The sequence below is a fragment of the Cellulomonas fimi genome, from assembly GCF_028527925.1.
GTDB lineage: Bacteria > Actinomycetota > Actinomycetes > Actinomycetales > Cellulomonadaceae > Cellulomonas > Cellulomonas fimi_C.
This window is the reverse complement of record NZ_JAPESW010000006.1, coordinates 18,665-44,406: the sequence shown is the minus strand read 5'-3', so window position 1 is coordinate 44,406 and position 25,742 is coordinate 18,665. Positions and strand designations below refer to the sequence as shown.

Here is a 25,742-nt window from a genome sequence, read left to right as displayed (position 1 = left end):
ATGCCGGAGCCGCGGGGCGTGCGGCGCCCACTAAGATCGAGCGGGCGCCCGTCCGGCGCTCCCACCCGTCGTCGATCGAAGGAACACCCGTGCTCCGCACCCACCACGCCGGCTCGCTGCGAGCCGAGCACGTCGGCACCACCGTCACCCTCACGGGCTGGGTGGACCGGCGTCGCGATCACGGCGGCGTGGCGTTCGTCGACCTGCGGGACGCGTCCGGCATCGCCCAGGTCGTCATCCGCGACGAGGCGGTCGCGCACGGGCTGCGCGCGGAGTACGTCCTGCAGGTGACCGGCGAGGTCGGCCGCCGCCCCGAGGGCAACGAGAACCCGCACCTCGCGACCGGCGAGATCGAGCTCGTCGCGCACGACGTGGTCGTCCTCAACGAGGCCGCGCCGCTGCCGTTCCAGGTGTCGTCGTCGCTCGACGAGACCGTCGGCGAGGAGGCGCGCCTCAAGCACCGCTACCTCGACCTGCGTCGCCCCGCGCCGTCGCGCGCGATCCGCCTGCGCGCCAAGGTCAACCAGGCCGCCCGCGCCGTCCTCGACGAGCAGGGCTTCGTCGAGGTCGAGACGCCGACCCTCACGCGCTCCACGCCCGAGGGCGCCCGCGACTTCCTGGTGCCCGCTCGGCTCGCGCCGGGCTCGTGGTACGCGCTGCCCCAGTCGCCGCAGCTCTTCAAGCAGCTGCTCATGGTCGCCGGGCTCGAGCGGTACTACCAGATCGCCCGCTGCTACCGCGACGAGGACTTCCGTGCCGACCGGCAGCCGGAGTTCACGCAGCTCGACGTCGAGATGAGCTTCGTCGAGCAGGACGACGTCATCGCGCTCGCGGAGCAGATCCTCGTCGCGCTGTGGCGTCTCATCGACGTCGAGCTGCCCACGCCCATCCGCCGCATGACGTTCGCGGACGCGATGGCCCGCTACGGCTCCGACAAGCCGGACCTGCGCTTCGGGCTGGAGCTCGTCGAGCTCACCGAGTACTTCGCGAACACCCCGTTCCGCGTGTTCCAGGCGCCCTACGTGGGCGCGGTCGTCCAGCCCGGCGGTGCGAGCACGCCCCGCCGCGGCTTCGACGCGTGGCAGGAGTGGGCCAAGCAGCGCGGTGCCAAGGGTCTGGCGTACGTCACGGTCGGCGAGGACGGCGAGCTCGGTGGCCCGGTCGCGAAGAACATCACCGACGACGAGCGCGCGGGCCTGGTCGCCGCGACCGGCGCGTCGCCCGGGGACGCGATCTTCTTCGCCGCAGGCAAGCCGTCCGAGGCGCGCGCGCTGCTCGGTGCCGCCCGCCTCGAGATCGGCCGCCGCGGCGGCCTCATCGACGAGAAGGCGTGGGAGCTCGTCTGGGTCGTCGACGCCCCGCTGTTCAAGCCCACGGGCGAGGACGACGACGTGGCCGTGGGCGGGGGCGCCTGGACGGCCGTGCACCACGCGTTCACCTCCCCGACGCCCGAGTGGCTCGACCGGTTCGAGCAGGACCCGGGCAACGCGCTGGCCTACGCGTACGACATCGTCTGCAACGGCAACGAGATCGGCGGCGGCTCGATCCGTATCCACCGCCGCGACGTGCAGGAGCGCGTGTTCGAGGTCATGGGCATCGGGCACGAGGAGGCGCAGGAGAAGTTCGGCTTCCTGCTCGACGCCTTCCAGTTCGGCGCGCCGCCGCACGGCGGGATCGCGTTCGGCTGGGACCGGATCGTCGCGCTGCTCACCGGGAGCGAGTCGATCCGCGAGGTCATCGCGTTCCCGAAGTCCGGCGGCGGCTACGACCCGCTGACGGCGGCGCCCGCGCCGATCACGCCCGAGCAGCGTCGGGAGGCCGGCGTCGACGCGAAGCCGAAGGCCAAGCCCGACCAGCCGGAGGCGTGAGCGCGCTGCTCACGCGGCTGCCCGCCCGGTGGCGCGCGCACCGCGCGCTGCTGGGCGGCGACGGCCGCTGGGACGACGCGCACGTGGTCGGCGACGACGACGGCGTGCTCCTCGTCACGCCGTCGGGCACGGGGCCGAGCCTGTTCGCGCTGGGCGACGGCGACCGGGTCACGGACCTGGTCGAGTCGCAGGTGCGGGCACTGGGTTCCGGGTCGGTGCTCGACCGTGCGGGCTTCACGGACCGCGCACGCTGGCTGACCGTGCCACGAGGCGTGACACCCGCGCCGGATGTCCTCGCTGCGCTGCGGCTCGAGCCGTTCTCGACGTGGGACTGGCTCGCGTCGGACGAGGTCCCGGCCGGGTGGGTCGCCGACGCGCGCGTCGTCCGGCTGGACCCGCACGCCGACGCGGCCGAGATCCAGGCGTGCCTGGCGGTCGCCAACCCGAGCACGTCGGCGGACCCCGCCGGTCCGCAGGAGGCCGGCTGGTGGGGCGTGCACGGGAGCGCCGGCCTCGTCGGGGTCGTCGGTGCGACCGGTCGCGGAGGCCGCGACGGGCGACCGCGCTCGTGGCACCTGCACGGGCTCGGTGTGGTCCCCGGTGCGCGTGGAGCCGGGATCGGGACCGCGCTCACGGCCACGGTGCTGGCGGAAGGACTGGCGGCCGGCTGTGCCTTCGTGTCGCTCGGCATGTACTCCGACAACGACCGTGCGCGGCGCGTCTACGAGCGGCTGGGCTTCCGCACCGAGCTGGAGTGCGCGTCCTACGGTCCGCACGGGGCGGACCGCCCGGCGCCCTGACCCCGAGGCGCCGCGAGGTCCGACCCGGCTCGCGTCGTCGCGGCGGCGCGCGACGTCGCCGTCAGTGGTGCAGCGGCAGGCGTTCGTGCACGCGGCGCAGGAAGCGCGGCGCCCACCAGTTGGCACGGCCGAGGACGGTCATGGTCGCCGGGACGAGGAACAGCCGGACGAGCGTCGCGTCGACGAGCACGGCGATCGCGAGCGCGAAGCCGACCTCCTTGATGACGAGCAGCTTGCCCGCGACGAACCCCGCGAACACGACGATGACGATCGCGGCCGCCGACGTGATGATCCGGCCCGAGCGCTGCACCCCGAGCCGGACGGCCTCGTCGTTGGAGCGGCCCGCGTCGACGAGCTCCTTGATCCGGGACAGCAGGAACACCTCGTAGTCCATCGCGAGCCCGAAGGCGAACGCGACGACGAGGGCGACGACGTACGTCTCGATCCCGCCGGTGGGCGCGAAGTCGAGCACGCCGGTGAGGTGGCCGTCCTGGAACACCCACACGAGCACGCCGAGCGACGCCGCGAGCGACAGCGTGTTGGTGAGCAGCGCCTTGACCGGGACGACGACGGACCCGGTCATGAGGAAGAGCAGCAGGAGCGTCGCGACGGCGACGACGCCCGCCGCGAGCAGCGCGCGCTCCGCGACGGCGGCGGTGAAGTCGATCTGCCCGGCCGCCTGGCCCGTGACCCACGTCGGGAAGCCGGGGTCGAGGTCGCGGATCTCCTCGACCACCTGCCGGGCGGTCGCGTCGCCCGGGTCGTCGGTGTCCGGGCGGACCCCGACGACGACGTAGGAGCCGACGGTCGTGGGCGGGTCGACGCTCGCGACGCCCTCGAGGTCGGCGAGCTCCTGCGCCCAGGCGGCCGCGTCCTCGAGCGTCGTCTCCGCCACGACCGTGACGCCCGGCGTTGTCGCGGCGGGGTAGCTCTCGCGCAGCGTCTCGACGTACTCGCGCTGCGCGGAGCCGAGGGGCAGCAGCTCGGTCGTGGAGTTGCGGAGCTCGATGTGCGCCAGCGGGAGGGCGAGCAGCCCGAGCACGGCGAGCGAGCCGAGCATGACCCACCACGGGTGCCGCTGGACCCGTGCCGCGAGCCGCGAGAAGGCGCCGTCCTCGGTCTCGACGTCGGCGGTGCGCCGCAGGATGCCGCGCAGCCCGGGGATCCGGGACAGGACGCTCGGCCGCACGATCCGGCGGCCGAGCAGCGTGAGCAGCGCGGGCACGAGCGTGAGCGCGGTGAGCACCGAGATGAGGACGACTGTCACGCCGGCCGCGCCGAACGCGCGCAGGATCGGCGGCCGGAACACCAGCAGCCCGGAGATCGCGATCGCGACGATGAGCGCCGAGAACGTGACGGTGCGCCCGGCGGTCGACATCGTCCGCTCGACCGCGACCAGGACGGCGCCGTCACCGCGCCGCCGCCGGCTGCCCGCGCCGCCGTCGTCGTCGACCAGGTGGTGCAGCTCCTCGCGGAAACGCGACACGATCAGCAGGCCGTAGTCGATCGACAGGCCCAGCCCGAGCACGGTGACGACGTTGACGACCGACGAGTCGAGGTCGAGCACGTACGAGAACGCGAGCAGCGACGCGAGCCCGCCCGCGATCGACGCGACCGCACCGGCCATCGGCAGGCCGGCCGCGAGGAAGCCGCCGAACACGAGCACCATGACGAGCAGCGCGACGGGCAGCGCGATCGCCTCGCCCGTGCGCAGGTCGGTCTCCACCTGGTCCGTGATGGCCCGGACGATGAGCGTCGTGCTGCCGACCATGCCGCTCGCGTCGGGCGCGACGTCGGCGAGCTCGTCGGGGACGGCCTGCAGCGCGTCGACGGCCTCGTCGTGCGCGGTCGCCTCCTGCGCGTCGGTGAGGTCCGGCTCGAGCTCCACGACCACGAGGAACCCGTCGCCGTCGCGCGAGACCAGCGGTGCCGCCGCGGGGTTCTGCACGCCGTTCGGGAGCGCGAGGGGGTCGATCACGCTCGCCACGCCGTCGATCCCGGCGAGGTCCTCGCGCAGCGGCGCGAACGCCTCCGCGACCGCGGGGTCCGCCGGGTCGACCCCGCTGAGCGCGAGCGTCACCGAGGGACCCGTCGTCGACGCCTCGTCGAGGATGTCCTGAGCCGCGACGCTCTCCGACCCCGGCACGCTCGGCGCGCCCGTCGACAGCCGGTCGAAGAGGTTCTCGCCGTGCACGCCCAGCACCGCGAGGGCGTACCCCGCGACGGCCAGGACCAGCCAGACGACGACGGTCAGGCGCGGGCGGTGGGCGACGGCGCGGCCGAGACGGGCGAACACGCGGGCCATCGTCGCAGGTGGACCTGGGGTGCCGCACGCACGGTTCGGGTGACGTCGGCGCGCGTGCGTACCCTGCCCGCATGGACCTGTTCGACACCGCGACGGCGACCGCCGCGGGCGTCCCCGCCGTCGCCCCGGGCGCACCCCTCGCCGTGCGGATGCGCCCGCGCACGCTCGACGAGGTCGCGGGACAGGAGCACCTGCTCGTCGCGGGCTCGCCCCTGCGCCGGCTCGTCGAGCCCGCGAACGACGCCGCCCGCCGCGCAGCCCCGTCGTCCGTCGTGCTGTGGGGCCCGCCGGGCACCGGCAAGACCACGCTCGCCTACCTCGTCGCGACCACGTCGGGCCGCCGCTTCGTCGAGCTGTCCGCCGTGACCGCGGGCGTCAAGGACGTCCGGGCCGTGATCGACGACGCGCGCCGCCGCCTCGCGACCGACGGCGGCGAGACCGTCCTGTTCATCGACGAGGTCCACCGCTTCACCAAGGCCCAGCAGGACGCGCTGCTGCCCAGCGTCGAGAACCGGTGGGTCACGCTCGTCGCCGCCACGACCGAGAACCCGTCGTTCTCCGTCAACTCCCCGCTGCTGTCCCGCTCCCTGCTGCTCACGCTCCAGCCGCTGAGCACCGAGGACGTGCGACGCCTCGTGCGCCGGGCCGTCGACGACGAGCGCGGCCTCGACGGCGCCGTCTCGCTCGCCGAGGACGCCGAGGAGCACCTGCTGCGCCTCGCCGGAGGCGACGCCCGCAAGGCCCTGACGATCCTCGAGGCCGCCGCCGGCGCCGCGCTGTCCGGGACCGTGCCCGACGAGGACGACGCCCCCGTCCTCGTCGACCTCGCGACCGTCGAGCGCGCGATCGACACCGCCGCGGTGCGCTACGACCGCGACGGCGACCAGCACTACGACGTCATCTCCGCGTTCATCAAGTCGATGCGCGGCTCCGACGTCGACGCCGCCCTGCACTACCTCGCCCGCATGGTCGCCGCGGGGGAGGACCCCCGGTTCATCGCCCGGCGCATCGTCATCGCCGCGGCCGAGGACGTCGGCATGGCCGACCCCAGCGCCCTGCAGACCGCCGTCGCCGCCGCCCAGGCCGTGCAGATGATCGGCATGCCCGAGGGACGCATCGTCCTCGCCGAGGCGGTCGTGCACGTCGCGACCGCACCCAAGTCGAACGCGTCGTACAACGGCATCAACGCCGCGCTCGCGGACGTGCGGGCCGGTCGCATCGGGTCCGTGCCGCCGCACCTGCGCGACGCGCACTACGCCGGCGCGAAGGGGCTCGGGCACGGCAAGGGGTACGTCTACTCGCACGACGAGCCGCACGGCGTCGCCGCGCAGCGGTACCTGCCCGAGGAGCTCGAGGGGTCGCGGTACTACCGCCCGACGGACCGCGGGTTCGAGCGGCAGGTGACCGAGCGCCTCGACCGCATCCGCGCGATCCTCGACGAGGCGTGACGGCGCGCCCGCGACGGGGATTTGGGGCGGCGCGCGCGGGCCGGTAGTCTTGTCAGGCTCGTCACCGAGCAGTGCTGGTGCGGACCTGGTCCGCATCGACCGGACGGTGACCATCCTGGGGCCTCAGCCACCGGTCACGTCGTGACCACCACAGGTCGGCCCCACCCCGCCGGAAGACCTTCCGCTCGCGGGTGTGATCGAGACGACGACAGGAAGTAACTCTGTGAGCAGTGTGACCCGTTCGCGCCGCCAGGTCCGCCTGAGCCGCGCCCTCGGCCTGGCCCTCACGCCCAAGGCCGTCAAGCACTTCGAGAAGCGCCCCTACCCGCCCGGTGAGCACGGCCGCGCCCGTCGCCGCACCGAGTCGGACTACGCGGTCCGTCTGCGCGAGAAGCAGCGTCTGCGCGCCCAGTACGCGCTGCGCGAGAAGCAGCTCGCCCGCGCCTACGAGGACGCCCGCAAGGCCCCGGGCCTGACCGGTGAGGCCCTCGTCGAGAACCTCGAGACGCGTCTCGACGCGCTCGTCCTGCGCTCGGGCTTCGCCCGCACGATCCTGCAGGCCCGCCAGGCCGTGACGCACCGTCACATCCTCGTGGACGGCAAGATCGTCGACCGCCCGTCGTTCCGCGTGAAGCCGGGCCAGACCCTCCAGGTCAAGCCGAAGAGCCAGGCCACGACGCCGTTCCAGGTCGCCGCCGCCGGTGCGCACCGCGACGTCCTGCCGGCCGTCCCGGGCTACCTCGACGTCCAGCTCGAGAAGCTGAGCGCCGTCCTCGTCCGCGCCCCCAAGCGCGCCGAGGTCCCGGTGACCTGCGAGGTCCAGCTCGTCGTCGAGTACTACGCGCGCTGACCCACGCGACGCCGAACGCCCCGCTGCGCGCACCGCGCACGCGGGGCGTTCGCGTCTCCGGGATCGATCGGCTCACGGAGCGCACGCTCGCCGACGTGCGAGAGCGGGTCGCGGTGCAGGTGCAGGGCGCGTTCGTGGGTAGGGTTTCCGCGGGGTCGTCGGGGCCCCGGACTGGGAGGGGTGGCATGTCGGCTGGAGACGTCGCGGGGCTCATCGCGGCCGCCGCGTTCGTGGGTCTCGTCGCGTTCCTGGCGGTGCCGCTCGTCAAGCTCGGGCGGACGTTCGACAGCGCGACCGCCTCGATCAAGGAGCTCACCGACCACACGGTCCCGGTGCTCGACGAGACGGCCACGCTCGTCGCGTCGTCGAACGTGCAGCTCGAGCACATCGACACGGTGACGACCGCTGCGGCCCAGGTCTCCGAGAACGTCTCCGCCCTCACGTCGCTGTTCGCCGCGACCGTCGGCGGACCCATGATCAAGGCGGCCGCGTTCTCCTACGGCGTGCGGCGCGCGCTCGCGGGGCTGTCCGCGGGCGCCCGCAAGGGCCTCTGATGCGCCGGCTCGTGTGGGTCGGCGTCGGCGTCGTCGTCACGGTCGTCGTGCTGCGGCAGGGCAAGCGGCTCGTGGACGCGTACGTGCCCGCCGGGGCGACCGAGGTCGTCGACGGCGTGAGCCGCGTCCGCGGGGCGTGGGCGACGGCGCGACGCGAGTTCGCCGCGGGCCTCGCCGAGCGCGAGGAGCAGCTGCGCCAGGACCTCGTCGGGGACGTGGACGTCGAGCGGCTGCGCGCCGAGCGGCCCGAGCGCGTCGAGGCGCTGCGCGAGGCGTGGGCGTCGCGGGGCGGGGCGGCACGCGGCGCGGCGTCGCAGGAGGCCGTGCGCAAGCGCTGGGCCGAGGGTCCGACCGACGACCCGGACGACGACGACGGCTACGCCTTCTTCTGACGCACACTGGTTCCCGGCAGGGAACACGCGCGGCGCCCCGGGCGCTGCACCCACCACTCCGTCCCGCCCGGGACGGGCACGACGCGACTCACGAGGACACCATGCGCACCGCCGAGATCCGCCAGCGTTGGCTCGACTACTTCGAGGGCCGAGGCCACGCCGTGGTGCCGTCCGCACCCCTGATCTCGCCCGACCCGTCGACGCTGTTCGTCATCGCGGGCATGGTGCCGTTCATCCCGTACATGCTCGGCGAGCAGACGCCGCCGTGGCCGCGCGCGACGAGCGTGCAGAAGTGCGTGCGGACCCTCGACATCGAGGAGGTCGGCAAGACCACCCGCCACGGCACGTTCTTCCAGATGAACGGCAACTTCTCCTTCGGCGACTACTTCAAGGAGGGGGCGATCACCTACGCGTGGGAGCTCGTCACCGGGTCGCAGGCGGACGGCGGCTACGGGTTCGACCCGGACAAGATCTGGGTCACGGTCTTCCACGACGACGACGAGGCCGCGGCGCTCTGGAAGAAGATCGCGGGTCTGCCCGACGAGCGCATCCAGCGTCGCGGCATGAAGGACAACTTCTGGTCGACGGGTGCACGCGGCCCGGCCGGCCCGTGCTCGGAGATCTACGTCGACCGCGGCCCGGAGTTCGGTGCCGAGGGTGGTCCGGTCGTCGACGAGGACCGCTACGTCGAGATCTGGAACCTCGTGTTCATGCAGTACGAGCGGGGCGACGGGGGCGGCAAGGAGGACTTCCCGATCCTCGGCGACCTCAAGCAGAAGAACATCGACACCGGCATGGGGCTCGAGCGGGTCGCGTACCTGCTGCAGGGCGTCAACAACATGTACGAGATCGACGAGGTGCGCCCCGTCATCGACGGCGCGGTCGAGATGTCGGGCCGCCGCTACGGCGCGAACCACGACGACGACGTGCGCATGCGCGTCGTGGCCGACCACGTGCGCTCGGGGCTCATGCTCATGGGCGACGGCGTCACGCCGTCGAACGAGGGCCGCGGGTACGTGCTGCGCCGCCTGCTGCGCCGCTCGATCCGCGCGATGCGCCTGCTGGGCGTCGACGACCCCGCGCTGCCCGTGCTGCTGCCGATGAGCCGTGACGCGATGAGCGCGTCGTACCCCGAGCTCGCGCGCGACTTCGACCGCATCGCGCAGGTCGCGTACGCGGAGGAGGAGACGTTCCGGCGCACGCTCGCGGCGGGCACGACGATCCTCGACACCGCGGTCCAGGCGGCCAAGGGCGCGGGCGCGACCGTGCTCTCGGGCGACCAGGCGTTCCAGCTGCACGACACGTACGGCTTCCCGATCGACCTCACGCTCGAGATGGCGGCCGAGCAGGGCGTCGCGGTCGACGAGACCGCGTTCCGCACCCTCATGCAGGCGCAGCGTGAGCGCGCGCGTGCCGACGCGCTCGCCAAGCGCGCGGGGCGCGCGGACACCGCGGCGTACCAGGAGCTGCACTCCACGCTCAGCGAGCAGGCGGCCAAGCCCGTGCAGTTCGTCGGGTACACCGACGCGGAGGCGCGCGCGAAGGTCGTCGGGCTGCTGGTCGACGGCGTGCCCGCGCCCGCGGCGACCGCGCCCGCGGAGGTCGAGGTCGTGCTCGACGTGACGCCCTTCTACGCGGAGGCGGGCGGTCAGCAGGCCGACACGGGCGTGATCCAGCTCGACGGCGGCGCGCGCATCGAGGTCGACGACGTGCAGGCGCCGGTCAAGGGCCTGTCCGTGCACCACGGCCGGCTGGTCGACGGCACGGTCGCGTTCGGCGAGACCGGGACCGCGAGGATCGACCTCGCACGCCGCCGGGCGATCGCGCGCGCCCACACCGCGACGCACCTCGTGCACAAGGCGCTGCACGAGTCGATCGGCGAGGGTGCGACACAGGCCGGGTCGCTCAACGCGCCGAGCCGTCTGCGGTTCGACTTCCGCTCGCCGTCCGCGACGCCGTCCGAGGTCGTGGCGGAGGTCGAGGCGCGCGTCAACGAGCGCCTCCAGGACGACCTCGAGGTCACCGACTCGGTCATGCCGATCGACGAGGCGCGCGGTCGCGGTGCGATGGCGCTGTTCGGCGAGAAGTACGGCAACGAGGTGCGCGTCGTGGACATCGGCGACGGCTGGTCGCTCGAGCTGTGCGCAGGCACGCACGTGAAGCGGTCGGGCGAGCTCGGCCTCGTCACGCTGCTGTCGGAGTCGGCGATCGGCTCGGGCGTGCGGCGCGTCGACGCGCTCGTCGGCGCGGGCGCGTACGGCTACCAGGCCAAGGAGCGCGCGCTCGTCGGGCAGCTCTCGGGCCTGCTCGGCGCGCGTCCCGACGAGCTGACCGAGCGCGTCTCCGCGCTGCTGGGCAAGCTCAAGGACTCGGAGAAGGAGCTCGCGACGCTGCGCCAGGCTCAGGTGCTCGCGGCCGCCGGGTCGATCGCGGACGGCGCGCAGACCGTCGACGGCACCCGGGTCGTCACGTACGACGCGGGGGAGGCCTCGGCCGACGACGTCCGCACGCTCGTGCTGGACGTGCGCTCGCGCATCGGTGAGTCCGCGCCCGCGGTCGTCGCGGTCGGCGCGGTGGCGAAGGGCCGCCCGGTCGTCGTCGTCGCGACCAACGCCGCGGCGCGCGCCGCGGGGGTGCGGGCGGGTGCGCTCGTGCGGACCGCGTCGGGCGTGCTCGGTGGTGGCGGTGGCGGCAAGGACGACCTCGCGCAGGGCGGCGGGACCGACGCGGCGCGCCTCGGCGACGCCCTCGCGTCGGTCGTCGACGGGCTGCGGGCCTGATGAGCGCCGACACCGGCGTCCCGCGCGGGCCTCGGCTCGCGGTGGACGTCGGGTCGGTGCGCGTCGGCCTGGCGGCCAGCGACCCGGACGGGCTCATCGCGACGCCGGTCGACACGCTCGCGCGCGACGTGCCCGGTCGCAAGGAGCGCCGGACGCCGAGCGACGTCGCGCGGATCGTGCACGAGGTGCAGGAACGTGGTGCAGCCGTCGTGTATGTCGGACATCCCCGGCACCTCTCGGGCGCCGAAGGTGCCGCATCGGCCGCTGCGCGCGCGTACGCTGTGGGGTTGGCGCAGGCAGTCGCACCCGTCCCGGTGCGTCTGGTCGATGAGCGGATGAGCACGGTGACCGCACATCAGGCGCTGCAGGCGTCCGGCCGATCCGGGCGCCGCCACCGGCAGGTCGTCGACCAGGCGGCCGCGGTGGTGATCCTGCAGTACGCGTTGGACGCGGAACGTGCGACGGGACGTCGTCCCGGGGAACCGGTCGACGACGAGCGATCCCAGCACGGCCGCACGGCGCACGGGGGGCCTGTGGGCGACGGACGAGCGACGGTGGAGTGACGCGTACGTGAGCAACAGCCAGACCGAGTGGTGGGCGCCCGTGGAACGCGGCGACCAGGCGGCCGAGCTGTTCGGCGGTGACCCCGCCGCACGGCAGCAGCCGTCGGAGTCGCGCCGCAGCCGCAACCGGGGCAAGGCGAAGGCCGAGCGTGAGCGCAAGCGGCGTCGTCGCCGGTCGTTCTCCGTGCTGGTCGTCGCGCTCGTGCTTGTCGCGGGCGCGGTCTACGTCGTGTCCGAGCTCATGGGCGGCCTGTTCCAGGGCAGCGGCCAGGAGCAGGCGATCGAGGACTACCCGGGTCCGGGCGTCGGCTCGACCGAGGTCACGATCGCGTCGGGCGACTCGGGTGCCGTGATCGGCCAGAAGCTCGTCGACGCCAAGGTCGTCGCGAGCGTCAAGGCGTTCAACAAGGCGTGGGCGCTCGAGCCGAACGCCGGCAGCATCCAGCCCGGGACGTACAAGCTGCGCATGGAGCTGCCCGCAGCGTCCGCGATCACGGCCCTGCTCGACCCGGCGAGCCGCGCGAGCTTCCGCATCACGATCCCCGAGGGGCTCAACGCGGAGCAGATCTACACCAAGATCAACGAGAAGCTGCCCGACGTGAGCGTCGACCAGCTGCGCGCCGCCGCGGCCGACCCCGCGGCGATCGGTCTGCCCGCCGAGGCCGGCGGCAAGGTCGAGGGCTGGCTGTTCCCGACGACGTACGACCTCCCGCCCGACGCGACCGCGGCCAGCGTGCTGCAGACGATGGTCGCCACGATGGTCGCGGAGCTCGACGAGCGCGGCGTGCCGGCCGAGCAGCGCCAGGAGCTCCTCACCAAGGCGTCGATCGTCGAGCGCGAGGGCAAGCTGCCCGAGGACCGCGCCAAGGTCGCCCGCGGGATCCAGAACCGGCTGGACCGGCAGATGCGCCTCCAGGTCGACGCGACGACGTCCTACGGTCTCGGCGTGGTGCGCGCCCCCACCCCGGCGGAGAACAACGACCCGAACAACGCGTACTCGACGTACGTGCGCATCGGCCTGCCGCCCGGGCCGATCGCGTCGCCCGGCGAGGTGTCCATCGACGCCGTGCTCCACCCGGCCGACGGCCCGTGGATCTTCTGGGTGACCGTCAACCCGGAGACCGGCGAGACGCTGTTCACCGACGACTTCGCGGAGCACCAGGCCAACATCGCGCAGCTCAACGCGTGGCTGGAGGAGCACGGGAGTGAGTGACGGGCCGCTGCGGCGCGCGGCGGTCCTGGGGCACCCGGTCGGGCACTCGCTGTCGCCCGCCCTGCACCGGGCCGCCTACGCGGCGCTCGGGCTGGACGGGTGGGCGTACGACGCGTTCGACGTCACGGAGGAGCAGCTGCCCGCGTTCGTCGACGGGCTCGACGCGACGTGGGCCGGCCTCAGCCTCACGATGCCGCTCAAGCAGACCGTCATCCCGCTGCTCGACCACGTCGAGCCGCTCGCGCAGGTCGTCGGCGCGGTCAACACCGTGCTGCTCCAGGGCTCCGGGTCCGCCCGGACGCTCGTCGGCGCCAACACGGACGTGTACGGCCTCGTCACGGCCCTCGGCGAGGGACTCGGGGCGGGGGAGAAGGTCGGGTCGGCCGCCGTGCTCGGTGCCGGCGCCACGGCGGCGTCGACGCTCGCCGCGCTCGCCGAGCTCGGGTGCACCGCGCCCGTCGTCTACGTGCGCGCGCTCGCCCGGGCCGGTGGCCTCATGCGTGCCGCGCACCGCATGGGCGTGGAGCCCGTGTTCCGTCCTCTCGACGAGGCCGCCGCCGCGCTCGGCCGCGCCGACGCGGTCGTCTCGACGCTCCCGCCGCGTGCCGCCGACCCGATCGCCGCCGCGCTGACGGGCGCGTCCGTCGCGGGCGTGCTGCTCGACGCAGCCTACGACCCGCGGCCCACGGCCCTGTCGGTCGCGTGGGCCCGAGCCGGCGGTGTCGCGGTGCCGGGGGAGCGGATGCTGCTCCACCAGGCGGTCGAGCAGGTCCGTCTGATGACCGGGCACCCCGGACCGGTCGACGCGATGGCGCGTGCGCTCGAGGAACGCCTGGAGGCCGCGCCGCCGGCCTGACGACCACGTGCCCGGTCGTCCGGCGCACCGGCGTCCGGTGCACGGTGGCCTGCGACGGTCTGTCACAGTCGTCACGACTCCTCAGGACCATGGGCCTACGTGCCGATGGACGGTCAGAGGTCCTGCGCGAGGCGGGCCTGACCGGGAGGTGGCACGCGTGAAGCAGCTGGGCGAGATCCTGCTCGACGAGGGCCTGGTCACGGAGGCGCAGCTCCTCGCGGCGCTCGACGAGACCATGACCCGTGGCCAGTCGCTCGGCCGGACGCTCGTCGAGCTCGGGGTCCTCACGGAGGGGCAGCTCGTCAAGGCCCTCGCGTCGCAGGTCGGCATGGAGTACGTCGACCTCGACGAGTACCCCGTCGACCGCGCGGCGGTGTCGCTCGTGCCCGGCACGCTGTGCCGGCGGTACGTCGTCCTGCCGGTCGCGATCCAGAACGGCGCGATCGTGCTGGCCACGGCCGACCCCGGCAACGTCATGGCCGTCGACGACGTGCGCACCGTCGCGGGGATGCCCGTCATTCCGGTGATCGCCACGTACGACAACCTCACGCGCGCGATCGACCGGTTCTGCCGCGCGGACGACGAGATGGAGGACCTCTCCTCGGCGTTCGAGGAGGAGGTCGCCGCACCCGAGGCCGACCTGTCGAAGATGGGCGACTTCGTCGACGACGACGCGCCGATCGTCCGCTACGTCAACCTGCTGGTGACGCAGGGCATCACCGACCGCGCGTCCGACATCCACATCGAGCCGACCGAGCACGACCTGCGCGTGCGGTACCGGATCGACGGCGTGCTCCACGAGGTGCAGCGCTCGCCCAAGCAGATCCAGGGCGGCGTGATCAGCCGCGTGAAGATCATGAGCGACATCGACATCGCCGAGAAGCGCAAGCCGCAGGACGGCCGCATGTCCGTCGTGCACAACGGGCGCAAGATCGACCTCCGCGTCGCGACGCTGCCGACCGTGTGGGGCGAGAAGATCGTCATGCGTGTCCTCGACAACTCGACGGCGAGCCTGGACCTGCGCGACCTGTCGTTCCTCGAGCACAACTACGCGACGTACCAGGAGTCGTACACCAAGCCCTACGGGATGATCCTCGTCACGGGCCCGACGGGTTCGGGGAAGTCGACGACCCTGTACGCGACGCTCAACGCGGTGTCCAAGCCGGAGATCAACGTCATCACCGTCGAGGACCCGGTCGAGTACCGGCTCGCGGGCATCAACCAGGTGCAGGTCAACCCGAAGGCGGGCCTGACCTTCGCGTCCGCGCTGCGCTCGATCCTGCGGTCCGACCCCGACGTCGTGCTGCTCGGTGAGATCCGCGACCACGAGACCGCCCAGATCGCGATCGAGGCGGCCCTCACCGGTCACCTCGTGCTGTCGACGCTGCACACCAACGACGCGCCGTCGGCGATCACGCGTCTGACGGAGATGGGCATCGAGCCGTTCCTGGTCGGCTCGGCGCTCGACTGCGTCGTCGCGCAGCGGCTCGCGCGCAAGCTGTGCAGCAAGTGCAAGGTGCCGTACACGCCCACGCCGGGCGAGCTCGAGGCGGCCCGGTTCCCGTGGGTCCCGGGCGAGCCCATCCCCGAGCTCATGCGACCGGTGGGCTGCGTGACGTGCTCGAAGACCGGCTACAAGGGCCGCATCGCGCTGCACGAGGTCATGCGGGTCACCGAGGAGATCGAGCGCCACGCCGTCGCGCACTCGTCGTCGGCGGAGATCAACGCGACCGCGACGAAGCAGGGCATGCTCATGCTCCGCGACGACGGCTGGCAGAAGGTCGCGATGGGCCTGACCTCGATCGAGGAGATCCTGCGCGTCGTCGCCTGACGCGCGGACCCGCACCCGCCCGTCCGGCGGGTGCGGACCGCTCAAGTCGGGCGTCCCGCCCGCCGATGAACCGACCAGGTGCCGAGAAGGCGCCCGCGTGACGGTGCCCGTGCGCGACACGGTGACCATGTGGAGGCAATGACGTGAGCGAGTCCTACCGCCCGCCCGCAGGGGAGCCGACGCGGCCGCTGCCGCCCTACCGCGCCGCGGGGCCCCAGGCGGGCCCTCCCGGCGCGGGCCCGTCGGGGCAGCCGATGTTCTCGCCGATCCCGTCCCAGAGCCCGGTCCACGCGGGTCCCGCCGCGCCCGCGGGTCCGCCCGCCGGGCTCTCCGCCCCGCCGCCGGCGGTCGCGCCGGTCGCCGTCCAGCCGCCGGCACCCGTCGCCGTCGGTGCCCCGGGGGCGGCGTACCAGCACGGCCCGGTGCAGCCGGAGTTCTCGGCGGCGGGCGGGGCCCTGCCGGTGCCCGGCCGTCCTGCCGCGTCCGCGGTCGGCGGCCCGGCTGTCCCCGGCCCTGCGGTGCCCGGTCCGGCGACGCGGACGTTCGTGCCGCAGCCGGCCGCCGAGCCGACCCTGCCGCTGCCGGGCGCGCCCGGGCACGTGCCCGCGGCCCCGCCCGCCGCGCCGGCCCCGACGATGACCAAGCCTGCCTCCGACGGCGTCCCGCGGGGTGCGCGCGACCGGTCCGCCCGGTCCGGCGTCGGGCAGGACCGGCACGAGGACGACATCCTCATCGACGACGTGCTGGGCCAGATGGTCAAGCTCGGGGCGTCCGACGTGCACTTCACGACGGGCGCGCCGCCGACCGTCCGCGTCGCCGGGTCGCTGCGTCCGATGGACGGCTACGCGCCCCTCATGCCCGAGCCGCTGCGCCGCGTCATCTACTCGATCCTCACGCAGAAGCAGCGCGAGACGTTCGAGGCGAACCTCGAGCTCGACTTCTCGTACGCCGTGCGCGGCCTCGCGCGGTTCCGCGTGAACATCTACCAGCAGCGCGAGTCGATCGGTGCCGCCTTCCGCGTGATCCCCTACGAGATCAAGCCGCTCGAGGAGCTCGGCGTCCCGGCCGTGGTCGGCACGTTCGCGGGCCTGCCGCGCGGCCTCGTGCTCGTCACCGGCCCGACCGGGTCGGGCAAGTCGACGACGCTCGCCGCGATCATCGACCTCGCGAACCGCACGCGCGAGGACCACATCATGACGGTCGAGGACCCCATCGAGTTCCTCCACCGGCACAAGAAGTCCCTCATCAACCAGCGCGAGGTGGGGGAGGACACGCACTCGTTCGCGAACGCGCTCAAGCACGTGCTCCGGCAGGACCCCGACATCATCCTCGTCGGCGAGATGCGCGACCTCGAGACCATCTCCGTCGCGCTCACCGCTGCCGAGACCGGTCACCTCGTCTTCGCGACCCTGCACACGCAGGACGCCGCGCAGACGATCGACCGCATCATCGACGTCTTCCCGTCGCACCAGCAGGCGCAGGTCCGCACGCAGCTGGCCGGCGCCATCCAGGGCGTCGTCTGCCAGACGCTGTGCAAGCGGTCCGACGCACCAGGGCGTGCCGTCGCGACCGAGGTCATGGTCGCCACGCCCGCCATCCGCAACCTCATCCGTGAGGGCAAGACCCACCAGATCTACTCGGCCATGCAGGCCGGGGCGAAGCAGGGGATGCACACCTTGGACCAGCACCTCGCCGACCTCGTGAAGACCGGCAAGATCAGCTACGAGCTCGGGCTCGAGAAGTGCCACCACGTCGAGGACTACAACCGGCTCACCGGCCGGTTCTCCGGCGCCTCGCAGGGCTCGGTCGGTCTCGGTGACGAGGCCACCATGGGCGCCGGCTCGTACGGGCAGGTCTTCTGATGGCCGCCACGAAGACGTACGAGTACGCCGTCCGGGACAAGTCCGGGAAGATCGTCAAGGGCCGCGTCGAGGCCAACAACCAGGCCGCGGTCGCGAACCGGCTGCGCGAGATGGGCCTCGCGGCCGTCTCGATCTCCGAGGTGTCGACCTCGGGCCTCAACACCGAGATCAACATCCCCGGGTTCGGCGGCAACAAGATCTCGCTTAAGGACCTCGCGGTCATGTCGCGCCAGCTCGCGACCATGATCGACTCGGGCCTGTCGCTCCTGCGGGCGCTCGCGATCCTCGCGGAGCAGACCGAGTCCAAGCCGCTCGCGAAGGTCCTCGCGCAGGTCCGCAACGACGTCGAGGTCGGCGTCGCGTTCTCCACCGCGCTCGGCAAGCACCCGAACGTCTTCCCGCCGCTCATGATCAACATGGTCAAGGCGGGCGAGGTCGGCGGCTTCCTCGACCAGACGCTCATCTCGGTCGCGAACAACTTCGAGGCCGAGGTCAAGCTGCGCGGCAAGATCAAGTCCGCGATGACCTACCCGGTCGTGGTGTTCGTGGTCGCGATCCTCGCGACGACCGGCATGCTCCTGTTCATCGTGCCGATCTTCGCGGGCATGTTCTCGAGCCTCGGCGGGACCCTGCCGCTGCCGACGCGGATCCTCATGTTCCTGTCGCAGGCGCTGAAGATCACGATCATCCCCACGGTGGTCGCCCTCATCGGTTTCGCGATCTGGTGGGGCAAGCACAAGAACGACCGGGGCATCCGCGAGCGGGTCGACCCGTGGAAGCTCAAGGTGCCGGTCTTCGGCCCCCTCTTCCGCAAGATCGCGGTGTCCCGGTTCACCCGGAACTTCGGCACCATGATCCACGCGGGCGTGCCGCTGCTGCAGGCGCTCGAGATCGTCGGCGAGACGAGCGGGAACATCGTCATCGAGCGCGCCGCGAAGGCCGTGCAGGAGTCCGTGCGCCGCGGCGAGTCGCTGGCCGGCCCGCTGTCGCAGCACGACGTGTTCCCCCCGATGGTCGTGCAGATGATGGCGGTCGGTGAGGACACCGGTGCGCTCGACACGATGCTCGCCAAGGTCGCGGACTTCTACGACCAGGAGGTCGAGTCCACGACCGAGCAGCTCACGAGCCTGATCGAGCCGATCATGATCGTCGTCATCGGCGCGATCGTGGGTGGCATGGTCATCGCGATGTACATGCCCATCTTCGGCATCTTCAGCCTCATCGAGTAGTTCCTGCTCCGTCCGAGTGATTCCGCACCCACGACGGCCCGTCCGGCTCAAGCCCGGGCGGGCCGTCGCCGATTCCCGGGATGCAGGAATGAACCGGCCTCGGCCGGACTGAGCTTGACAACGACTCATCCACCCGTGACCTCAGGGGAGCAGCAGTGATCGCTCGCATCCGCAAGTCCATCGAGGAGAAGGACCAGGGCTTCACCCTGATCGAGCTCCTCGTCGTCATGATCATCATCGGCATCCTCGCGGCCATCGCGATCCCGGTGTTCCTCAACCAGCGCAAGAAGGCCGAGGACTCCGCGGCGAAGGCCGACGTCTCCACGCTCGGCAAGGAGATCGCCACCTACTACGTCGACTGGGACGGCACGACCGACCCGACCGTGGCGCTCTCGGGTGGCAAGTACACCCTCGCCGGTGCCGGCGCGGCCGCGCCGATCGGCAACGCCTCCAAGAAGGTCGCGCTGGGCGACGGCGTCGAGTACCTCGGCACGCCGCACGACCAGAACTGGTGCATCGACGTGACGAACCCGTCGGGCGACAAGGCCGTCGTGGGCTTCAAGTACTCGGCGCAGGGCGGCCTCGAAGAGGGCGTGTGCGCCTGATCTCGCAGGCATGAAGGCCCAGGGGGCGGGAGCGACGCTCCCGCCCCCTGGGTCGTCCGCAGCATCACCGTCCTGAGTCGTCCGCAGCACCACCGTCGTGAGTCGTCCGCAGCACCACCGTCGTGAGTCGTCCGGAGCACGAGGCCAGCCCAGGAGGCGCTCAGCATGTCCCGCCCGAGGAAGCACGCAGCGCCCCGCACCGACGAGGCCGGCTTCTCGCTGATCGAGCTCGTCGTCGCCATGGTCATCCTCGGCGCGATGAGCCTCGCGATCATCGGCGTGGTGCTGCAGTCCCAGGCGCAGAGCGTCATCAACCGCAACCGGATCGCCGCCGCCAACCTCGCGGCCCGCGAGATCGACATCGTCCGGGACGAGTTCTCGCGCAGCTCCACCGCCCCCGTCACGCTCGCCAACGCCGGCACCGTGGTCAACCCCCACCCGCTGCCCGCGCAGGCCGGGGGCCAGCCCCTGAAGGTCGACGGCACGGCGTACACCGTCCGGCGCGACGTCGCGTGGTCGGTCGTCGGCAACGGGGACTCCGCGTGCAACGGCGGCAACCTCGTCACCTACCCGACGCTGCGCGTGACGGTGACCGTCACGTGGCCCGGGATGGGCCAGGTCAAGCCCGTCGTCTCGAACACCCAGCTCGCGCCCCGCAAGGACGACGGTGTCCAGGGCAACGCCTCGTTCGTCGCGGTGCGTGTCTCGACCGCGACGGGTGCCCCCAACGTCGGGCGCACGGTCCAGGTCTTCTCCACCGCCGAGACGCGCAGCGCGACCACGGACGCGTCCGGGTGCGCCGTCGTCCAGGTCAACCCCGGGGCGTCGGGCACGAACTACACCGCGCGCGTGACCGACCCGGGGCACGTCGACATCTCGGGCGCGACCGCGCCGACCAAGCCGGTCGGGCTCATCGAGCGCGGCAAGCTCGCGAACGGCGTCATCTTCACCTACGACCGCGCAGCCACGCTTCAGCTGCGGTTCGTCGACGCCGCCGGGGCGCAGATCCCGAACGGTCTCCTGAACGGCCAGAACGTCACCGTGGTCGCGTCGGAGTACGCGGGGTCGACCGGCGCCCGGACGATGCCCGTCACGGGCGGGACGATGACGCTCACGGGCCTGTGGCCCACGCAGTACGGCGCCTACCTCGGCGCGACCCCACCGGGGACCGGCTACCCGTCGGCGACGGCCGCAGCCGGCAGCACGATCACCCTCGACGTCCCGGTCGCGGAGGCGACGCCGTGAACCGATACCGTGCGCTGCACCGCGACGAGGGCTCGTCGCTGCCCGAGCTGCTCGTCAGCATGCTCATCCTCAGCTTCATCATCGCGGCGACCGCGACGCTCACCATCGGGTTCCAGCGCACGAACGCGCAGAACATCGCCCGTCAGGACCAGGTCGACGTCGCGCGGGCCTCGGTCGAGCGCATGTCGAAGACGGTGCGCACCGCGGTCAAGCCGAACAAGCTCTCGGCGTGCGTGACGACCGCGTGCGACATCGACGCGTTCGTCACCGCGGGGAACTTCACGATGCAGTTCTACGCGAACCTCGACAACGCGGCAGGTGCGCGCGGGCCGAGCCGCATCACGTACGTCGTGGCGACCTCTGGTCCGGACAAGGGCGTGCTCGTCGAGAAGGTGCAGCGCCCCGACACCGCCACGCCGACGGCGGGTGCGGGATTCACCTACTGCAACGCCGAGGCCGTGGGCGCGCCCGCGGACTGCAAGAACAGGCTCACGGTGCGTCGTCTCGCGACGGGGGTCGACACCGGGAGCACGGCGCTCTTCCAGTACTTCCGCTCCGACGGCACCGCGATGACCGTCCCCGCGACCGGCCTGACGGCAGCCGACCTCGACGAGGTGCTCTCGGTGGAGGTCACCGTCAAGGTCCGGAGCAAGAGCCCCTCGCGGCCCGGGCCGACCACGTACATCCAGCGCATCCTCCTGCCCAACTCCCTGGCCGTCCTGCGGCCGGACAAGGACACCCCGTGATCCTGCGCCGACTGCGTCCCGCGCGCCTGGGGGACGAGGGTGCCGCCCTCGTCCTCGTCGTGGGCTCGATGCTCGTGCTCGCCATGCTCGCGTTCGTCGCCCTGAGCTACACGATCGCCGGCCAGCGGCTGGCGCGGCGCGACCAGGACTACACCGCCGCGATGGCGGCCGCGCAGTCCGGCGTCGAGGACTTCATCAGCCGCCTCAACCGGAGCTCGGCCTACGGCCGGACGGTCGACTGCACGAACGCCGCGTGGCGTGGCCCGACGGCCACGGCGAACGCGTGCGGCTGGACCTCGTCCACGCCCGTCGGGTGGCAGCCCGTCGTGCCCGGTGCGACGGGCGTCAAGGACCCGCTGTTCCACTACTCCGTCGGGGCCTACAACGGCAGCAACGGCACCTACCTGCTGCGGGTGACCGGGCGCGTCGACGACACGTACCGGACGATCGAGGCGTCGGTGGGACGCGGTGCGTCGACCGACTACGTGTACTACACCGACTTCGAGTCGGCGGACCCCGCGAACGTGCAGGCCTACAACAAGACCGACTACCCGAACGGCGTGCCGTCCGACGCGTGCGGCAAGAGCGGCAACACGCTCGCGAAGTACTGGCACACCGGGCGGTCCTCCTACAACGCGGCGAACGACCCCGACTGCAACGAGATCACCTTCATCGGCGGTGACGTGCTCGACGGCGAGGTGTTCACGAACGACACCATCCTCGGGACGGCGCGCAACGGGCTCAAGCCGAAGTTCATCGAGCAGGTGTTCACGGCGGACCAGAACTGCAAGAACGCGGGCACCACGAACGCGTCGTGGGAGGACTACTGCCTGCGCGCGAACTCCGTCGCCGACTTCAACGGCAAGAAGCCGAAGTACGACGACCCGCTGTACCTCAAGGACAACTCCGGCGAGTTCGCGACCGCGCCCGGCTGCCACTACTTCGGCGCGACGCGCATCGTCTTCAGCGCCGGGGCGTCGGGCGGCAGCGGTCGGATGACCGTGTGGAACAAGACGAGCGTCAACAACAACAAGGCGCCCGTCGCGATCGCGATCCCGGGCGGCGGCGCGGCGCCGAGCTGCGGCACGCTCGCCGAGCTGAACTCCGCGGCGGGTGCCACGGTCGACGTGCCCAACGAGATGGTCGTGTACGTCGCCGCGTCCGGCGCCGCGGCGCGCCAGTGCTACAAGGGCGAGATCGGCGGAGCCTCCGGCAAGACGCTCCCGCTCGGCGACTACACCACCGCGGACCTCACCCCGAGCGGATCGGGCGACTACTACGTCACCGACACCAACATGGTCGAGACGACGAAGTTCTGCGGTGAGGGCAACCTCTACGTCGAGGGGGTCGTCAAGGGCCGCGTGACCGTCGCCGCGGCGCAGTCCGTCGTCGTGACGGGGGACCTGGTGCTCGCGGGCGGCATGTCGAACAACGACCGCGACATGCTCGGGCTCGTGGCGACGAACTCCGTCGAGGTCTTCCACCCGCGCGTGGGACGCGTGAACGCGTACCGCCCGTGCATCGCGTGGAGGCCGGACGGGTCGTGCCGGACGCAGTCGTCGACCTGGCAGTGGAACACCGCGGAGCCGACCAACGAGGCCGAGGTCTCGGGCTGGCCGAACCGCTACGCGGACCCGACGAGCGGCACCGTCACCCCGGCCAGCGGCGTGCAGATCGCCGGGTCCATCCAGACCCTCCTGCACTCGTTCTTCGTGCAGAAGTACAACGTCGGCGGTGACAAGGGGACGCTGCTGGTGCACGGGTCGATCGCCCAGCGATGGCGCGGCATCGTCGGTCGGGGCAGCGACGGGTACACCAAGCTCTACAAGTACGACACGCGGCTCCAGTACTCCCGGCCCCCGCTGTTCCCGGAGTGGGCGAACGCGTCCTGGACCATGCGGTACTCCGGCGAGATCCCGACGCCGACCGCCGTGCGCAGCTGAGCCGTGCGCGCGGTCCGTGGTCCCCGGCGACCTCACCCGGCGCCGGGGGAGCGGTGGCTCAAGTGACGCGGTGCGCCTGCCGAAGAGGAGGAGGAGTCCGCCGCGATCCCTGGGCGGGCCGCGCACGGTCGGGAGGCTGCACCATCCGCTCGCTCACGCTCCAGCTGCTCCGGAAGCGGGCAGTTCACGACGCCGGCTTCACGCTCATCGAAGTCATCGTCGCGATGTTCATCACGGTGCTCGTCATGGCGTCGCTGCTGGCCCTCGTCGTCTCGAGCCTCGGCACGATCGCCCGCGCGAAGCAGCGTCAGACGGCCACGAGCCTCGCGACGCAGGCGCTCGAGCGCCTGCGCGCGCTGCCGTACGACACCGTGACGCAGCCCGACGGCTCGAGCGTGTCCGCCGGGATCGAGTTCGTCGTCTCGGCCGCGGGCGTGCAGCGCTTCCGGCCCACCTCGCTCCTGCCGGGGTTCGACGAGCCGCTCGTCGTCAACCGTCCCGGGGGCGGGTGGGCCGGCTCCGGCCAGGTCGAGAACCAGACCGTCGGCAACGTGACGTACAAGGTCGCGACCTACGTGACGAAGGCGCCCGTCACCGGGGCGGGGCAGCAGGCGTTCACCGCGACCGCGCTCGTGACGTGGTCGAGCGGTGTCACGAAGGGCACCCGCCGCGTCGTCGAGCAGTCGGTGCTGTACTCGCCCGCCGGGTGCCTCTCGACCGCGCAGAGCCCGTTCGCGGCTCCGTGCCAGTCGTACTTCACGGCGCAGGCCGGCCAGGTCCTCGCCGGGTTCACCGTCACCAACCCGGACGACTCGACGCAGCCGATCTCCGGTTTCGGCGCGGAGCGTCTCGAGCTCAACCTGCCGAGCAGCTCCTCGACGCTCCTCATCGAGCAGACGGCGTCGGCCAACGCCGACGCCCAGACCGTCTCCGCGGCGAAGGTCGAGGGGACCACCACGACCGACCTCCCCGGCGGCAGCGCGGCGGCGTCGGTCGACTCGGACCCGTCGTCGACCCCCGGTCAGACGCAGACGACGACCACCTCCGGCTACACCGCAGCCGCCGTCAGCCGGTCCGGTCCGGCAGGCCGGCTGTCGGCGACCATCGGGGGCGGCAGCGTCGGCTCGGCCGCCGCGGCCATCGGCGCCCCCGCGTCGACCTGCACCGGGATGTCCGGCACGGGCCTGACCACCGGGCCCGCGTCCGCCCTGCGCCCGTGCGCGGCCTCGTCCCTCACGCCCGGGTCGCAGACGTCCTCGATCACGTACTCGCCCCTGTGGGGCGCGGGCGGGGACATCGCGATCGCGAGCGTGGGCGGCACGACCGTGCCCGGCCGGTCCGTCGCGGCCCAGCTGACCTCCTCCAACCCGGAGGCGTGCACCTCGGGCACCGGACCGGGGCTCACGGGGTGCAGCTACGGCGCGTCGACTCGACGGCTCGGCGACGTGGTGCTCGGGTCGTCCGCCGGTGCCAGCGGCGTCCCCGCCGGCTTCGGTGCGGCGCTCGTCCAGGTGACCGACCTCGTCGAGTCGGCGCGCGCCGAGGAGGGGCAGGGTGCGCGCGTCCCGTCGTACGCGCGGGCAGGAACCCTGCGCGTGTGGACCGGCACGAGCTACGCGGTCGTCGACCTCGGCGGGTTCGCCGCACCCCCCGCGACGGGCGTCCCCGGCGCGGAGTCCTGGACGATCCCGCCCACCACGTTGTCGTACCCCGCGGGCCTCGGTGACGTCACGCTGACGTACGAGGGCTCGGTCACGGTGCAGCGCCCCGTCGTGGACCGGACGCAGTCCGGCGCGACGCGCTCGGGCAACCTCCTCACGGACTGCAAGGCCGCGGCGTGCACCACCAAGATCAGCGGCAGCGGCGCCGTGACGAGCGTGCTGACCGTCACCGTGCAGCGCGGCGGGGTCGAGGTCGGGCGGTTCGGCGTCTCGAGCACGCTGGGCGGCCTGGTGGCCCAGGCGACGTACAAGGTGGCCGCCAATGCGTGAGCACCTGCACCGGCTCCGGGCCCGTGACGCCCGCGACGCGGGCATGACGCTCGTCGAGATGCTCGTCTCGATGATCGTGTTCGGCCTCGCCATGGTCATGGTGGCGTCGGCGACGATCCTCGTGATGCGGACCACGGACGAGGCCCGCCAGTCGGCCGCGACCGTGACCGAGCTGCGCCAGGCGGTCGCCGTCATCGACCGGCAGGTCCGGTCCGGCAACGTGCTGTTCAGCCCCGCCAACGAGCCCGGCTTCGTCGCCTCCTGCCAGGCGGTCGGCAGCAACGCGGGCACGTGCATGCGGATCTTCACGCAGTCCAACGGCAACGAGAAGTGCGTCCAGTGGCAGATCCTCGACGACGGCAGCGGGACCGGCCTGGCCGAGCTCCGGATGCGCTCGTGGGCCGTCGACTGGCAGCTCGGCGGGGCGGTCTCCGACTGGTCGACCGTCGCCCGTGACCTGCGCCTGACCACCGCACCCGCACCGTTCACGCTGCTCGGCGCCGCGACCCCGTACAAGGAGCGCGCGCTCCAGCTCCACGTGGTGGGCGTCGACGAGCGCAGCGGCAAGGACGTCCCGGTCGACACGACGTTGACCGGTCGCAACACCAGCTACGGCTACGACTCCGGCCAGTGCACGCCCGTGCCGCCGGCGTGAGGGGAG

The 25,742-nt window shown here is 72.6% G+C and carries 20 protein-coding genes; 19 read left to right on the top strand and 1 reads right to left on the bottom strand.

The window, feature by feature from the left end; all coding sequences use genetic code 11:
- Window positions 1-89: 89 nt before the first annotated feature.
- A complete protein-coding gene (gene aspS, locus OMK64_RS04595; protein WP_272726859.1) occupies window positions 90-1,868 on the top strand; it encodes an aspartate--tRNA ligase in 1,779 nt (592 codons plus the stop codon).
- The gene (locus OMK64_RS04590) at window positions 1,865-2,668 is read left to right on the top strand and encodes a GNAT family N-acetyltransferase (RefSeq protein ID WP_272726857.1); all 804 of its coding nucleotides are present in this window, start codon (window positions 1,865-1,867) and stop codon (window positions 2,666-2,668) included. The genes aspS and OMK64_RS04590 overlap by 4 nt, the downstream gene beginning before the upstream one ends.
- A gap of 61 nt (window positions 2,669-2,729) precedes the next feature.
- On the opposite strand, the gene OMK64_RS04585 is transcribed toward OMK64_RS04590, so the two are convergent.
- Window positions 2,730-4,973, bottom strand: coding sequence for an MMPL family transporter (locus tag OMK64_RS04585; protein WP_272726855.1), 2,244 nt, complete (start codon window positions 4,971-4,973; stop codon window positions 2,730-2,732).
- Between the two features lie 71 nt (window positions 4,974-5,044).
- Between OMK64_RS04585 and OMK64_RS04580 the strand changes: the two genes are divergently transcribed.
- From OMK64_RS04580 to OMK64_RS04500, 17 genes are all read left to right on the top strand, one after another.
- Entirely contained in the window at window positions 5,045-6,421 is a 1,377-nt protein-coding gene (locus tag OMK64_RS04580) for a replication-associated recombination protein A (protein ID WP_272726853.1), read from the top strand.
- A gap of 223 nt (window positions 6,422-6,644) precedes the next feature.
- Entirely contained in the window at window positions 6,645-7,271 is a 627-nt protein-coding gene (rpsD, locus tag OMK64_RS04575) for a 30S ribosomal protein S4 (protein WP_272726851.1), read from the top strand.
- Between the two features lie 185 nt (window positions 7,272-7,456).
- A complete protein-coding gene (locus OMK64_RS04570) occupies window positions 7,457-7,825 on the top strand; it encodes a DUF948 domain-containing protein (RefSeq protein ID WP_272726849.1) in 369 nt (122 codons plus the stop codon).
- Window positions 7,825-8,217, top strand: a complete 393-nt coding sequence (locus OMK64_RS04565) for a hypothetical protein (protein ID WP_272726847.1) — start codon at window positions 7,825-7,827, stop codon at window positions 8,215-8,217. The genes OMK64_RS04570 and OMK64_RS04565 overlap by 1 nt, the downstream gene beginning before the upstream one ends.
- Before the next feature lie 101 nt (window positions 8,218-8,318).
- Window positions 8,319-10,997 (top strand): alanine--tRNA ligase, encoded by a 2,679-nt coding sequence (gene alaS / locus OMK64_RS04560; RefSeq protein ID WP_272726845.1) that lies wholly within the window; start codon window positions 8,319-8,321, stop codon window positions 10,995-10,997.
- Complete coding sequence (ruvX, locus tag OMK64_RS04555; protein ID WP_272726843.1) at window positions 10,997-11,560, top strand: Holliday junction resolvase RuvX; 564 nt, start codon at window positions 10,997-10,999, stop codon at window positions 11,558-11,560. The genes alaS and ruvX overlap by 1 nt, the downstream gene beginning before the upstream one ends.
- A gap of 7 nt (window positions 11,561-11,567) precedes the next feature.
- On the top strand, window positions 11,568-12,773 hold the full coding sequence (gene mltG, locus OMK64_RS04550; protein WP_272726841.1) for an endolytic transglycosylase MltG: 1,206 nt from the start codon (window positions 11,568-11,570) through the stop codon (window positions 12,771-12,773).
- A complete protein-coding gene (locus tag OMK64_RS04545) occupies window positions 12,766-13,629 on the top strand; it encodes a shikimate dehydrogenase (protein ID WP_272726839.1) in 864 nt (287 codons plus the stop codon). The genes mltG and OMK64_RS04545 overlap by 8 nt, the downstream gene beginning before the upstream one ends.
- A 157-nt stretch (window positions 13,630-13,786) precedes the next feature.
- Window positions 13,787-15,460 (top strand): GspE/PulE family protein, encoded by a 1,674-nt coding sequence (locus OMK64_RS04540; protein ID WP_272726837.1) that lies wholly within the window; start codon window positions 13,787-13,789, stop codon window positions 15,458-15,460.
- 143 nt (window positions 15,461-15,603) lie between these two features.
- Window positions 15,604-17,322: a PilT/PilU family type 4a pilus ATPase gene (locus tag OMK64_RS04535; RefSeq protein WP_272726835.1), complete on the top strand. Its 1,719-nt coding sequence runs from the start codon at window positions 15,604-15,606 to the stop codon at window positions 17,320-17,322.
- Window positions 17,319-18,551 carry a type II secretion system F family protein gene (locus tag OMK64_RS04530; RefSeq protein ID WP_272726985.1) on the top strand — a complete coding sequence of 411 codons (1,233 nt, stop codon included), beginning with the start codon at window positions 17,319-17,321 and terminating at the stop codon, window positions 18,549-18,551. The genes OMK64_RS04535 and OMK64_RS04530 overlap by 4 nt, the downstream gene beginning before the upstream one ends.
- A 155-nt stretch (window positions 18,552-18,706) precedes the next feature.
- Window positions 18,707-19,156, top strand: a complete 450-nt coding sequence (locus tag OMK64_RS04525) for a type II secretion system protein (protein ID WP_272726833.1) — start codon at window positions 18,707-18,709, stop codon at window positions 19,154-19,156.
- A gap of 165 nt (window positions 19,157-19,321) precedes the next feature.
- On the top strand, window positions 19,322-20,401 hold the full coding sequence (locus tag OMK64_RS04520) for a type II secretion system protein (protein WP_272726831.1): 1,080 nt from the start codon (window positions 19,322-19,324) through the stop codon (window positions 20,399-20,401).
- Window positions 20,398-21,147 (top strand): type IV pilus modification PilV family protein, encoded by a 750-nt coding sequence (locus OMK64_RS04515; protein ID WP_272726829.1) that lies wholly within the window; start codon window positions 20,398-20,400, stop codon window positions 21,145-21,147. The genes OMK64_RS04520 and OMK64_RS04515 overlap by 4 nt, the downstream gene beginning before the upstream one ends.
- Window positions 21,144-23,090 carry a pilus assembly PilX family protein gene (locus tag OMK64_RS04510; protein WP_272726827.1) on the top strand — a complete coding sequence of 649 codons (1,947 nt, stop codon included), beginning with the start codon at window positions 21,144-21,146 and terminating at the stop codon, window positions 23,088-23,090. The genes OMK64_RS04515 and OMK64_RS04510 overlap by 4 nt, the downstream gene beginning before the upstream one ends.
- Window positions 23,021-25,081: a type IV pilus modification PilV family protein gene (locus OMK64_RS04505; protein ID WP_374694057.1), complete on the top strand. Its 2,061-nt coding sequence runs from the start codon at window positions 23,021-23,023 to the stop codon at window positions 25,079-25,081. Before OMK64_RS04510 ends, OMK64_RS04505 begins: the two co-directional genes overlap by 70 nt.
- The gene (locus tag OMK64_RS04500) at window positions 25,074-25,736 is read left to right on the top strand and encodes a PulJ/GspJ family protein (protein WP_272726823.1); all 663 of its coding nucleotides are present in this window, start codon (window positions 25,074-25,076) and stop codon (window positions 25,734-25,736) included. The genes OMK64_RS04505 and OMK64_RS04500 overlap by 8 nt, the downstream gene beginning before the upstream one ends.
- Window positions 25,737-25,742 lie beyond the last annotated feature (6 nt).

What these genes read in the sequence shown, in the direction of transcription:
- OMK64_RS04585 (WP_272726855.1), bottom strand. Translation starts at nt 4,973, where the DNA reads ATGGCCCGCGTGTTCGCCCGTCTCGGCCGCGCCGTCGCCCACCGCCCG.
- OMK64_RS04580 (WP_272726853.1), top strand. Translation starts at nt 5,045, where the DNA reads ATGGACCTGTTCGACACCGCGACGGCGACCGCCGCGGGCGTCCCCGCC.
- OMK64_RS04570 (WP_272726849.1), top strand. Translation starts at nt 7,457, where the DNA reads ATGTCGGCTGGAGACGTCGCGGGGCTCATCGCGGCCGCCGCGTTCGTG.
- OMK64_RS04565 (WP_272726847.1), top strand. Translation starts at nt 7,825, where the DNA reads ATGCGCCGGCTCGTGTGGGTCGGCGTCGGCGTCGTCGTCACGGTCGTC.
- alaS (WP_272726845.1), top strand. Translation starts at nt 8,319, where the DNA reads ATGCGCACCGCCGAGATCCGCCAGCGTTGGCTCGACTACTTCGAGGGC.
- ruvX (WP_272726843.1), top strand. Translation starts at nt 10,997, where the DNA reads ATGAGCGCCGACACCGGCGTCCCGCGCGGGCCTCGGCTCGCGGTGGAC.
- OMK64_RS04520 (WP_272726831.1), top strand. Translation starts at nt 19,322, where the DNA reads ATGTCCCGCCCGAGGAAGCACGCAGCGCCCCGCACCGACGAGGCCGGC.
- OMK64_RS04500 (WP_272726823.1), top strand. Translation starts at nt 25,074, where the DNA reads ATGCGTGAGCACCTGCACCGGCTCCGGGCCCGTGACGCCCGCGACGCG.